Origin of the sequence: Chitinophaga filiformis (assembly GCF_023100805.1) — a bacterium.
Lineage (GTDB): Bacteria > Bacteroidota > Bacteroidia > Chitinophagales > Chitinophagaceae > Chitinophaga > Chitinophaga filiformis_B.
Genome location: NZ_CP095855.1, coordinates 6,089,957 through 6,104,408, shown reverse-complemented (window position 1 = coordinate 6,104,408; position 14,452 = coordinate 6,089,957). Strand labels below are relative to the sequence as shown.

At 41.4% G+C, this 14,452-nt stretch carries 4 protein-coding genes; all 4 read left to right on the top strand.

All coding sequences use genetic code 11. From position 1 onward, the window contains the following. Window positions 1-1,012: 1,012 nt before the first annotated feature. The 4 genes from MYF79_RS23585 to MYF79_RS23570 all read left to right on the top strand — a co-directional run bounded on the left by MYF79_RS23585 (window position 1,013) and on the right by MYF79_RS23570 (window position 14,276). Window positions 1,013-2,998 (top strand): hypothetical protein, encoded by a 1,986-nt coding sequence (locus tag MYF79_RS23585; protein ID WP_247810280.1) that lies wholly within the window; start codon window positions 1,013-1,015, stop codon window positions 2,996-2,998. Continuing rightward, window positions 2,931-12,320 (top strand): SpvB/TcaC N-terminal domain-containing protein, encoded by a 9,390-nt coding sequence (locus MYF79_RS23580; protein ID WP_247810279.1) that lies wholly within the window; start codon window positions 2,931-2,933, stop codon window positions 12,318-12,320. The genes MYF79_RS23585 and MYF79_RS23580 overlap by 68 nt, the downstream gene beginning before the upstream one ends. Continuing rightward, the gene (locus tag MYF79_RS23575) at window positions 12,308-12,592 is read left to right on the top strand and encodes a hypothetical protein (protein ID WP_247810278.1); all 285 of its coding nucleotides are present in this window, start codon (window positions 12,308-12,310) and stop codon (window positions 12,590-12,592) included. Before MYF79_RS23580 ends, MYF79_RS23575 begins: the two co-directional genes overlap by 13 nt. 1,129 nt (window positions 12,593-13,721) lie before the next feature. Next, window positions 13,722-14,276, top strand: a complete 555-nt coding sequence (locus MYF79_RS23570; RefSeq protein ID WP_247810277.1) for a hypothetical protein — start codon at window positions 13,722-13,724, stop codon at window positions 14,274-14,276. The last annotated feature ends 176 nt before the right edge of the window (window positions 14,277-14,452 follow it).

The window sequence follows — 14,452 nt, the reverse complement described above, 5'->3', positions numbered from 1 at the left end:
TTGGATATCGGCCAACTGCTACTGCAACTATCATAACTCCTGTCGATTTTACAGACGGTATTATTGGCTGTGGCAGCAGTGCTTTCGATTTCTACAAGCTCGCCTCCGTTCAACGTGATTCTAGCGTATACTACTGCAAGCTCCTTTGGGCCTTTGACATTGCGCACAATGAAGTCAATGCCAAATGAGTTTTGTGCATTCATAACAATTCATTTTTTTGGTCTTTAATGCCGTTTGTCATCACTCCCACAGTCCACTCACCTCCGGGCGGTGAAATGATCACGTAAACGGCACCATAATACAACAGAAAAAATGATGTTACTTTTGATTGCCAAATAGTTACAACGGTATTGGCGAGTACTGCTCGGTAAAGAAATTACTCACGGATAGATTAGTATGAATTGATATAATTTGATAGGCCTGGAGAATGAAAAAGCCCGCAAACATTGACTATTTGCGGGCTTTAAAAGGAATTAAGGTGTGTTTCGTTGGGATGCCAGCCCTGGGTATCCGCACTAAACAAACAGCAATAGCTTTGACCGTTGATATACACTGTCGGCTGAAAGTCCCGGATTGACCAGGGGGGAAGAAAGGGTTCTTATAATCAATGGAGATCACATTCAGCCACTTCATATTTATCTGCTCCATGATGAACCATTACAGGTTTCAATTCAATAAGCATTCCTGCAACAGCCAGACGATTATACATTTGGAACAAAAAATACAAACTAGTTTGTATTGTGCTAATATAACAGATTGGTTATATTGGTGGTCAATTATTTACCCCTTTCAAACCTTGCGATATGCCCCATTTACTACCAACAACGTTGAGCAGTAGTTCAACCAGCTTCAAGAATCCATGGCCAATGCATCCCTCTGGCTTCAACATGATAGCAATTGCACAGCCATTATCTCAAAACAAACGGTTCGACTAACGACGTAAACATCTTTCCTATTTTCCCGCTGGAGCCTGTTTTCACATCCCTGGCAAATACGGGAAAAACACGGTAAAATGAATCAATGGTTCCCAATAACTTCGAATGAAATGTTCCTTATGTTTAACTTGTTTCTGGTGATGCGTAACCTGCCACTATTATTTTTTCTGTCACTCGTTAATATGTCTCTTTCCTTGTCTTCCATGGCGCAGCAACCAGGTGGTGTAGAGGGTACTAAACTTTGGTGGGTGACCGAGAAAACAGGAAATGAATATTTTTTGGTAGATGTTTCCGGCAATAACTATTCCCTTAAAAAGGGGAGTGCAGCCCGCAATATCAATTTTCATCCCGCTTATCTATGGGCAGACGCGGGAGAAAATTTTGACTTGCTAGCGTTCAATCAGGCGACAGTAGCAGCGGCCTTTTTTCCTAATGACAAAAATAAAGGGCTTCCATTTTTTACGTTTGAGTATTTGGACAAAATGCGAACTTTAAAGAACAATAGTGTAATAGGTAAAGGCAGTTTTAGTTACAATTTTGGTAACAGCCAAAACAGAACTACATTGGAGGTAGCCGGGCAGACCAAACAGGAAAATGCCATGAAGACAACTGTCTATTATTATGCCTCCAACAAAAACTACTATTCCATCTGGGGAGAAGATAGACGAACGACCGTCTCTGCTGCATTTAACGGGTATTTGCCTGAACTGATTATTTACAATAGGGTATTGACGCCTCTTGAGCGATCGAAAGTCGAAAGCTATTTATCGATCAAATTCGGTACCACACTCGACGACTCCTATGTGGGACGTGATGGCAAACTCCTGTGGAATATGAAAGATCCCATTTTAAATAAATTTCACAATCGTGTTTGTGCTATTGGAAAAGACTCACTGGCAGGCCTTATTCAGCCCAAGTCCAACAGTACATATGAAGAAGCGTTCAGTGACAAGACATCCTATAACACCGACGCCAACGATAGCACTGTAAACGCTAGCTGGACCTTTATTCCCCGGGGAGAACAAGCTTCCTTGTTCAGATCTGTCACCATAGGTTTTACTGATAGCACTTTCAGCCAGTTAAAAAACGGTGAATTTATTTTTTGGGGCGATAATGCACTAAATGTACAAGCTGCAGAATTCAAAGTTCGTTACAAACAGTATCCAACACTATCAACAGTACAAAGGGACTGGTTAATCTTCAATCCAGCGAAACTGCCTTATCCCTTGAAAATAGTCATAGCAGGAGGCAATTACCAGCAAAAAACCTTGTATACCACCTTATATCAGCCGTATGATTACCAGTTGTATCGATTTGTAATCATTAAAAAAAGTAAAGACAATACAATCATTGAAAAACCGGTGCTATGTAGTTATTTTGGCAGAGAGCAAAATAACAGTAGTCTAAAATTTAATACCTGGGCCATAGTGTGGGATCAATTAACCCTTGATCATCCTTCCGGCTATAACTGTATTACTTTTGGAAAAGTGCCCATCTTAAACTTTTTGATGGTAAACAACCCATATGACAATGCCCGCAAGATACTGGAGTATCCATACTACAAAGATTCTGCAATAATGGCCGAGACCCGTTTTGACACCACCGTGCTAGTCTATAATTATAAAGGGGCGGATTCTACTTTAAGGTTTTCCTTTAAGACCAGTGTGGGCGTGGGAAATTTACGGGCTAAGTTATATCTACTGTCGCGCGACGGTCAACGGAAGGTTTTGCCACCAGCTTATATAACTAATAAACAGGCTCCCATAGATTCAACTGCAGGTGAACTCCCACCCGTGACTACTGAAGATGTAAACTTCCAAATAAAGCCACCCGATGAAGACAATCCCTCAGGTGCTGTTGTTGGGGAAAGAGCGCCCATAAAATACATTAAAAGAAGGGTGGGGGCTGACCAACAAAAATTTGTCGAATTCCTGGTGAATATACCTTTAAAAGTTCCATTAAATCTGAACAGCAGGTTTTTAATCGAGGTGACCGATGACCTTGGTCAGAAAACAACATTGCCTATTAAGATTAGAATGCCAAAACAGATTTCCAACCTTTGATTTTTCTATCATGATTACCACCGCATCTCCCAAAGTGGGTACTCTTATATTCACTACTACTACTGCTTATAAAATACTGTTTGTCTTTTTATTGATATGCATGCTCATTTGGTGGCATTCCTCTCCACAGCCGGTAGCCGGCAGTGCTAATGGCTTCAACCATAATATTAAAACAGAGTCTGCATTAATTAGCAGTACCAATGACTCTAATCAGTTCGCGCAAATGCCACTGCCGGGCATCATGTCACGACGACGCACTAAAAAATCAGCTGCCCAGTTCTTACCGACAACATCTTATCGGCCTTTAGATAGCGCCGGATTTCATCCCCTATCCATTGGAATGGTAAATGTTAGCGACAATCATCGTGGCTACCGGATCAGCAGTGGCAACAATGCGGTAAAACTCATAGCAATCAGGTTTGATAAAAGCGCCATCCCCGATGGTTATACAGTGGCTGACGTGCATACCTATTTTTACAGTGATGCTTCCAAAGATTGGATACAACTCAAAAGGGATAGTGTAGACCTATACCATAATATCGTTTATTCGGCCAATACTGAAGATGGGGATTATATCAATGCGATCATTAAAAGTCCCGAATCGCCAGAAACTGCCGGCTTCGCACCTACCACACTTCATGATCTGAAATTGGGGGATCCTACATCGATGGTCAATCTCATCCAGGCCCCTATTCCCAACAGTCAGGGATCTGCGACACTCAGTTTTCACATAGAAACCCCAGTTGGAAGGCAGGATATCCAGCCCAATTTGGATGTATCTTATAATAGCGATGGCGGCAATGGTGTCATGGGAGAGGGATGGAGCTTAACTGGCACTTCTTCCATATCAGTGGAAACAAGATGGGGCGTTCCCACCTATAGTGCTGCCACGGAGTCGGAAACCTATCTATTGGACGGCCAAATGCTGGCGATGGCCGATGATAAGGACATTCTGACTATGGCTCACCGTAAGTTGGGCATTGCACGAGCACCTGAAGCAACAAAACGGTTTTTCTGCAGGCGTGAAACTAATTTCAGCAAAATTGAGCGCGTTGGATCTCTAAAAAACTATATATGGGTAGTAACGGATAAAAATGGCACCAAATACTATTACGGTGGGATAATAAAAGATAACGGAAGTCACCAGGTGGACGCCGTCTTGCGGGAAGGGGACAAAATTGCAGAGTGGAAACTGCGAAAAGTGATAGATCTGTTCAAAAACAGTATGGAATTCACCTATGAACCAAAGGATAGAAATGTAGATAACAATGTTGTCCATTCGCTTTATCTCTCCCGTGTACTGTATACGTTGTACCAGGATCAGAAACATTTGAAAGATGTTTACAAAATTGACATTGCCTACGATGACCAAACTGAAAGATCCGATTTCAATTTTTCGGCGAGATACGGTTTTTTCACCTCTGATAATGCCCGCTTACTCAAAACAATACACATTTCCTCCGTCGACTACCGTGGGGACGGTTCTGCTCAAGATGAGGTAAACATACGAAAATATGCCTTTCACTATCGTAATGGCAGTTATTCAAAAATGATTCTTGACAGCATCTCACAATTTGGATATGATGGAGATGTAGAAAAGCTATTCTATGGTCAACGTTTCGATTATTACAGCCTTGAGGCACTGGAAGGAAACTATTTTACCGACGCACAAATAAATATGCCTGCCGATGACTTCCTTGGGAAATCTGAAACCCAAGCGAAATTAGGATTTGGCGGCGCTACTGGGATTGGCGCACCGGATTTTCAGTTTACGTCCAAGAGCTTGTCGTTTGATGCACGCTTTTCCTATAAGGAAAATGAATCAGAATCCGTGGTGAGTTTTATCGACATTGATGGAGATGCCCGACCAGATATTATCCGCAATAATAAGGGTCGTATCACTTATAGGCCCAATACCAGTAGTCTTGACAAAATCACTTTTGGTCCCGAACGCCCGATTGCCGGCATAAGCAGTTTTGGAAAAGATGACGGATCAAGTCACGGTATTGGTGGAGAAGTAAACGGCCCCACCCAGTCGAGGATATACGGCGGCACCGATAGGAATACGACCCACAGTTACTCCAAAACCTATTTCACCGACGCGAATGGTGATGGCCTCACAGATGTGGTTGAAGACGGTCAGGTGAAATTTAATACATACGATGGAGGCAATGGAGGCATTCAATTCACTGCTTCATCAGCCGCTACCCCAAGTCCCATTTCCAGTGGGGCCACAATCGGAAATGCGCTCGTAACTGAAGACCAAACAAGAATGGATCAGGAACTAGCGAATAACATTAAAATAAGCCCCCTGCATGATATTATCAAAGTGTGGATTGCTCCAGATAGCGGTACCTTACGTATCAACGCGCCAGTCAGGCTACTGCAACCAGTATTGGGCAATAAAAGTGAAGATTCCACCGAATACAACGGTTCGGATGGTGTCTATGTTTCTGTTCAACGAAACAGTATCCCAATTTTTAATCCTTTGCAAATCAATCGGGCAGATTTTAGCGAAAAAGCAGTAGTAATACCTTCTGTACGAGTGAGCAAAGGGGATAAAATATTGTTCCGGGTACAGTCAGGCAATCATCCGACCGCGAATGGATACTACGATCAGGTGCAATGGAATCCTGTTATCACCTACCTTTCCAAGGATAATGACAAGCACTTTTTTGATCCGTTCAAGGCCAACCAGGTTGAATATAGTGCAGTGGAAGATCACCTCTACTGCAATGAAGTTTTTAACCTCCCAGATTCTGGTACCTATACAATCGCTGGTCGTTTTGTCAAACCCCGGACTAAAGATACTGTTACACTAACAATCAGATTGTCCGGAAAAATCGTAACCGATAGCGTACTTAGCTCCTTTAAGGTTCAGCGTCCTAAAGATGAGGGGGGCGACACTACTATTTCAGTTGTCGAGTATAAATACACTACCATCGATAGCGTATATGCTAAAATGCTGGATACCAGCGCACAGGTGTTCGCCACTAACTTTGCAGTACCACAAAAATATGGGTACAACTCGGCGCTGTCTTTTGCAATCACACCGGCGTCAAACTTTGATATGACAGGGATTGATTGGAAGCCACAGATAAGATATCAATATTACGATTCCACAGAACAGAAACCGGACGAACGCTGGAAAAAGGATACAATTGTCTATTTCCCAAAAGTTAATTTCAAAGGTCAACTATATAAGTCGGGTATTTATGTTCAGGTTAAAGACAGTGGCGATGTAAAAATCAGCCCTATTATCACTTTGAACAGCCTTAAAAAAGGCCAGGCTACCCTAGTTGTGAGCGATAAGGATAAAGTAATACTTAGGAAGCAAATCACTGAGTCTGCGTTTATGTCGGACACTGTTTCTTTTGTACGTAATAAAGGCGAGCGTTATTCCGTGCACTATGAAGTGAATTCCCCAGCAGATTTAGATGTAACGGGTGCAAACGCTCAAACACCTTCATATCTACTCATTCCTAATGATTTTCACAATTGGGTAGTACCTCAGTCCGGCCGCTATTCTTTCTATAGTGTACAAAAACGCACTTTGGCGAGGTCTGTCATTCAGATTAATGGTAAAGACTCCCTGCCTCATAACCGCGATACACTCGACAATGTATTATTAAAAGAGAATGATGTAATTAGTTTTATCGATACCGTGACTCACAGTCCCGTTCAATTCAGTACCATTCTGTCCCAGGCTGCAGCGGTATTTCATAACTGGGAAACAAGTGATTATGGCGCTCTTTATAGAGGCTGGGGCCACGCGGTCTTCAATGCAACGAACTACCTGAAACAGCCTATTGATATCAACAAATTCCAGCTATCACAGATAAAACGGACGAATTTCTATGAGACAGAGTTTTTTGCAATGCCGCATGATGTACGGACTCTACGTAATACCGGCGTGAACAAAAGAATATACATTCACAAGGATACACTTAGCCCTTCCAGAATGGCCATGGCCGATGTAACCCCTCAACAGCTGTTCATTGTCAATAGTGCAATTAATGCCTCAGGCGCCAGAGCAGTAGTTAGATACACAAAGAGTACGAGCACGTCCATAGCAGGAGGCGGGGCTGGAGTGTCAGTTAACAAAAGTATAAATGGTAATTCTGTTACCTATTCTGAATATATCGATTTAAATGGAGACAGGTTTCCTGATATTGCAGGCACAGAATCAGTTCAATTTACTAACTCGTTGGGTGGTTTGCAGCGGAATGTGACCGCCATCTCCACTGGTTTGCAACATGCCATTGCTAGCTCATGGGGTATCAACCTTGGTGGAGTATTTTTCCATCCATTTATCGCTGGAGGAAAATCAGATAACGGTAAAGGAAATAATATATCAACAGCCAGCTCTAAGATAGCAGCGGCGCTCTCGGGACTTTCCGGGGGATACAATGAAAACAGTGATGAAGTTGAAGCCAACCTCTATGACGTCAATGGGGATGGCCTACCTGACAAAGTGAACAAAAACGGAAATGTTTATCTTAATCAAGGTAACGGATTTTCTGGACAGACCATCAACTGGCAATTACTCAACATTCAGAAAAATGAAAGTAGGTCCCTTGGTGGCGGTGGTGGATATAATTTCGATAATTATAGTGCATCGGCTGGGATTAGCCTCGCAACAACGACCACCAAACAATACAGCTCATTGATCGATTTCAACGGAGACGGATTGATTGATAACGTTGTAAGAACAGCAGGAAATGATGTTATTTTTTACATAAACACCGGCAAAGTTATCAGTAGGACCGGAGGTCAGGTTATCAATCTTGGAAGCGCGGTGGATCTGGGAGAATCAGTTTCCAGCAGCAGGGGGATACACGGAGCCTATACATTTGCCCCGCATGTTTTTGTACTATTTGTACCCGTTTGTAAAATAGTTTTTTCAGTAACTGCTAACACCGGTGATGGTAACAACTCCGTTAAATCCCAATGGATAGATATCAATGGAGACGGGTTTGTAGACTTCGTAAGTTATGATAATAAAAAAGTTACTTTAAAACTATCTAACCTGGCAAAGGTCAACCGTTTGAAGAATGTATCCGGGCCCCTCGGCGGGAGTTTGCAGCTGGATTATAAGCATATCGAGGGAGATTATAGACACCCAGGTGGCAAGTGGGTGATGGCAAGCGTTACGAGAGATGACGGCGTCAAAAGCGATGGAGAAAACTTTAAGACAGAATTTGATTATAAGCAAGGTCATTTCGACCGCTATGAGCGAGAGTTTCTCGGTTTCCATCAGGTCATTGCCGCTGATTACTTTCAAGGCAAGTTGTACCGCAGATCGGTGGCACAGTACAATAACCAGCATTATTTTGTGGGTCATCAGATAGCAAAAAAATGGACCGAAGATGCTGCCGGTAACAAATTTCAATATGAAGAATACGACTACGAAGAAAAATATAGAAGCAGTGCATCTAAAATAGGTGAAACACCTCCGCCACCGCAATCGTTGTTAACAGCGGCTGTAATGCAGAGTTTGCTTCGAACTAAAACAGTTTATTCCTATGAGGGTGACACTAATCGGGCAATGTTGCACAGAACCCGTTACAAGTATGATAATTTGCTCAATATATCAAGTTTTGAATATGAGGAAGGAAATAGTGCTTCTCAAAAAGATAAGTCCTATTATAAAACAGCTATTATATATAAGAAAGTCGAAGATAATCCGTATATATATGGATTGCCAACATCTATAGTCGTTACAAACAAAGCAGGGGAGACCCTCAAAAAGGTAGAGGCTACATATCCACTGAAATATTTTGGTCCTAAAATGGAATCTGAAACGGTTTATTTCAGTGATAAAAATTCCGCTAAGACAACTTTTAGATATGATGATGAGACCGGAAATCTTATCAAAAAGATCTATGCGAATGGTTTGCGGGATACATTTGAGATTGAAGACCGGTTTGGCATTTATGTATCGCGGATCAAAGATCCATATGAATTGGAAAACAGGTTCGAATATGATTATCGATTTGGCACAGAAAAGCTAAAAGTACTGACCAGCGGCTTCGCCATTAAAACAAAATATGATGAATTTGGTCGTGTCGTGAAAGTACAAGGGCCGCATCAAAATTCTACGGACATAGAAGATAGTGATCACACAATCAAAATTGCCTATCACATTCTTCCTGGCAAATCCTACTCGATCCTAAAACATTTTGATGAGTCCAATCAGAATGATGGCATTTATACTGTCAGCTTTGTAGACGGATTCGGGAAGAACATACAAACTAAGAAAACCGGCGTTGTCAACGGCACCAGCAGATGGATAGTGAGTGGCCGACAATTTTATGACGACCTATATCGTGTTGCCAGGACTTATTATCCTTCTACTCAGAATTATGATGTTTCAGCTGACATGACCATTGGTGCCGCTGGCACTACCTTGGTAACGGACACTGGAAGAGTACCCGCAACAGTAACCAACTATGACATTTTGGACCGTGAATTAAACACTTACCTTCCCAACGGGCAATTATTTGAAGCTAATAGATATAAAATAGGTAAGGATGGATTTAATAACGACGCCCAGCTCACTATCACTACTTATGGCAAAGATGCGAATCTGAATAAAAGGGAAGTATATACCAACGGTGCTAACCTAGTGACCACAGAAAAACGATACCCTACAGTTAGCGTTGATTCAATTGTGAAAGTCACCAAATACCAGTACACACCGATTCATCTCACGGAAAACGTCTTCAATATCCATGATGGTCGTCAATACTTGGTGATGTCCTACAAATATGATTGGGGCACACGCAAAGTAAGTTATTTCAATGTTAATGGTGGCACAACTACTTATGAATACGATAAGGTAGGTAACTTAAAAAAGAAGATGAATGCAAGAAGAGACGTTATCAACTATGACTATGAACATAGGCGCCTCATCCGCACCAATTATTCCAGTCATCCTGAAGATAGCGTAAGGTATGTTTATGGTGTAAAATCAGGTCCCCAAACCACTACGAACGCGGGTCGGATCGTTTTTCAGATAGATGCTACCGGGGCACAATCATTCATGTATGACGTATACGGCAATGTGGTTTACAATACCCGTACAATTATTGCCCCCTTTGATACGACTTACACTTTTACTACAAAATTTAGATATGACAGCTGGGGACGTTTGTTATATATGGTATATCCCAGCGGAGAGAAGGTGAACTATAACTACAATATTGGAGGTAACCTGATACGGGTATACGGCAGCAAATATGGAACGACAGATACTAGTTTTCGCTATGCAAATAATATTTTTTACGATGAATTTGAACAACGGAAAAAGATTGAATATGGTAATGGACTTGTAACCAATTATTCCTATGAGGACACACTCAGGCGTCTGCAATCTGTACAGACGCTTAAAGGAGATGCTCAAATAATGTTGAGTACCTATCGATATGATGAACTCAATAACATCAGGGGAAATACCAATAAGTCAAATTTTTCCGGGCACGTCGCTGTAACCATGGAGCATGGGTATGCTTATGACAATCAAAATCAACTCATGGCGGCAGAAGGGAAGTGGAATACGGTAACCAAGTACGACCTGAAACTGGCATATGATGACCAGTTCAACGTGAAAACACGTAAGCTGGAGCTTAATTCGGCCAAAATTAATAGGTCAGTATCCAGTAAGTTTGAATACGAGCATAAGTCTCCATTTCAATTGTCTGTTGTTACGGAACATATTTCGCGGATAGTTCAACAAGCAGATCCGAAGAAGCCTAAGGTATATAAAGAAGTTAACACTATCTATCATTCCTATGATGATGACGGCAATGATGTCTTTACAGCTACTGCTGATAGTTTTCATAACAATATCAATGAGCGGAAGATATTGTGGGATCAGGAAGATCGCATCCGAGCAATTAGTAGTAATGGTTATTTGAGCAGTTATTCCTATGATGCCGACGGTGAAAGAACGATCAAAATCAGTAATGAAATCGAAGGTGTATACATCAATGGTCAATTCGCAGGCGATTATTCCATCCCAGCTACCTACAATTTGTATGTAAACCCATATTTTTCGGTTCGAAATGCTAGAGGAATTGGGACCAAACATATATATATCGGTCGGGAACGAATTGTGAGTCAATTGACTAATTATAGTAAATGGCCGACCATGAACACAGAAGTCAGTACCATTCATCCAGAAAAAGATACGTTGGTTATGACTGAAGTCCTGGTTCCTAAAAATAAGTACTTGACTGTGTCTTATTTGAAGAAAATGCTAAAAGCTGAAGCTTTAGTAAATAGTTATTTCGACAGTCTGCAAATTCCACACAGAAATATTCCACATAACGCTCTTACTAAGAAATGGCCAGTGTTACAGTATCCGGTTTTGATAGATCCCAATTCCTCTGCAACCGGAACGGTGAATGACCAGATTGATGGAGACGAAAAATTCCGGTATTTCTACCACCGCAATCACATCGGTAGCAGTAGCTTTATATCAGACAAGGATCAAAATATTGTACAATACGTAGAATACCTTCCGTTTGGCGAAACCTTTATGGAGCTGAGGAGGGACTATAGTAGTCAATTCACTTTCAATGGTAAGGAACAGGACCCGGAAACAGGATTGTATTATTATGGAGCCAGATACTATGATCCTCATACCTACCAATGGCTGGGTATCGATCCGATGGCTGAAAGCTATGCCGGTACAAGTCCTTATTCATTCAACCTGAATAATCCTATCACCAAATTTGATCCAGAAGGAAGAAGTGTAGAAGAATTCCAGCAGACAGCTAAGGAGTGGGGAGAAAATGTATACGAGTTTTTAAAACCATCAGAGTATGATATGGCATTAATGGCGGCTGGTGGAATGGCTGCTGTGATGGATGGGCCGTTGCCCTTTGGAGATTTATACTTGGCAGGCACGATTGGAAAATATGGGTTAGGTAAACTAGCCAAGGCTGGAGGTTTAATTAAGAACAAGCTTACGGATTTTGCCGCTCGTTTCGGTAGCCGCGGCACTACAACGGTATTCAGAGCTGTTTCACAGGCTGAGGTAGACGATATCATGAAATTTGGTTTGAGGGCGAAAGAGGGTGCTTATGAAACAGGTAAGTTGTTTGCGCCCACACTTAAGGAGGCAGCTCAGTTTGGAAAAAATAATTTTCAGTTTGATAAACTTTCAATTACGGTTATGAAAGTGAAAGTACCCAATAAAGTACTGCAGAATGCATATCAATTCCGGGCAGATGGTATGAACGCAATATCAATTCCTGCAGATAAATTACATTTGTTAAAGGCTACGCCTCTAAACTACAGCCCATGGTTAAAATAAGAGCATATATCAAACTTTATTTAGGCGGTCGAAAAACACCTTTTTTTACCGGTTATCGACCTTTATTCACGTTTATTGAAGGAATGAAAACGTCTGGTAGCATTGATCTTATTGGAAGAGACAAATTTTTTCCAGGGGATGAAGGTGAGGTTGATATCACATTTTTACACGTTGAATATTTAGGAGAGGATTTTAAAGAAGGGAAACGCTTTGCTTTTAGTGAAGGCAGTGAGTCTTTAGGAGAAGGGATAGTAAAACACATAATCATTTAATAGATTAAATAGGACGTTAATGTTCCCGTCATAGAATTCAATAAGTTTGCCCTAAATATCTTTAGTTACAAGGATTAGATGTCGTTGCTGTTACCGCCCTAATGAATTTTATTTCCTAGGTACCCAAAACTGGTAAAAAAGAACACGAGGCTTTTTTATCATTGGGAAAAAAATCCAACGAAAAAGTTATTCGTTGTTTTAATTTATGCGATCATTATATCCGCATGTACCAAAGAATGATTGATAATTGAAAAATGGCGGTCACTAGCCGATCTGAAGCCGACACCATCGATCCTCCCGATTCGACCTTTACCTATCTGGCCTGACATCATCAAGAACTTTCAAAATGCATGCTTCATATACAGCTTAGATGATGTTGTGTCGGCGCTTGGTGGTACGCATTTTCCGGTATCAAGTTTTATTTGGCAGATAATTCAACAGTAACGGTTGCGCCCCCTTTCGTACGGTTTTTTGCTAATGAGCCAGGTAGCCTGTTTCACTCTATGCTCACTATCGAACGGCAGGAGAGAATGGCGGTTAGAACTTACACGGCCGATGTATGGTCGCTGATGCAGGAAACCGTCAGAAGATGGCGATGAGTTGACCAATATCATTGTAGGAAAAGTGTTGGTTAAAGTGAATACACGTTTTTTCTATCACTTTTCACCGTACACGTTTGATGGCATTCGAACAAAATATCTTGTGCTATAGATAACTACTCGAGGGCCTCCTCTTACGTAAGTGCCTTGAAAAAAACCAGGTGTACCATTAGTGTTTGTGAGCTTTTAATGCTATGTCTGGCGCAAAAATCACCGCGATATTTTATTAGTTCAATCACCAAGACATTGACATTCAAGATGCGAGTGCTATGTTTTGGGATGTCGTTAGCTGCAATAATTTCTCTGTGAAGAGGACGACATTTTCATTGAAAAGAAGTGCAAAAGACGGATAGTTGAGCAATTAATCCTACACAAAGTTCCGGAAATCCTTTGCGAGCGGCAATGGAATTCCGCCATAAACACAAAGCCTGCCGCACAGCCCCCCCATTTATTGCGTTCCTTCATTGCCTTTATCAGGATTTCCGGTGGAGGCTTCCGAACTAATTTTTTAACAATTTAAATGATTGGTTATGGAAGCTAACAGCATTAAAAATCAAGAGATCAAAAGAGAATTCGTAAAGGTTAATGTTATCGCAAATGTCACACAGATTGTAGAATATATTCCGAAAACTTCGGCAGATCATGATGAAGCGCCATTCAGTTACGACGACCTTGAAAATTTATATTATTACGAGGACTCCGAGGGAAATACCTACTCTAAAAATGAAAAAGAATGTCTTCAGGAGGAAGTTGAAAGTGAATTGGATGCTTTGGAAAATCAGCTGGAAGAGCCACTGGAAGAACAATTGAGGACAGCGATAGAAAGTAAGATATTCGGTTTAAGGCAGCGAATTGAGCTGCTTGAGGAAGCGGAAGAGAGGTCATCTGAGGTATATGAATGGTGGATTGTTGAGAATTGGTTAGGTGAGAAGTTGAAGGCGCACGGTGAGACGATCATCCAGAATGGAATGCATACATATTGGGGCAGATGTACAACTGGTCAGGCAATATTGCTGGATAGTGTAATTACTATCGTATGTGAGGAGTTGGAAATCCTGGAAGGTCAAAAATATGCATGGAAATAATAATAAGGGGAGCTGATGACCGTGTGTCATCATCCCCTTTTTGTTATTATTTGTTAGAAAAAAATCTATTCCTACTTAACTATGTAATTAAGTGATGCTGTACTTCAGTTATGGCGTCATAGCGCAGCCTCAGACCATTAAAAAATGGTGGCATCCACCAGTTTTATCTACAAAAT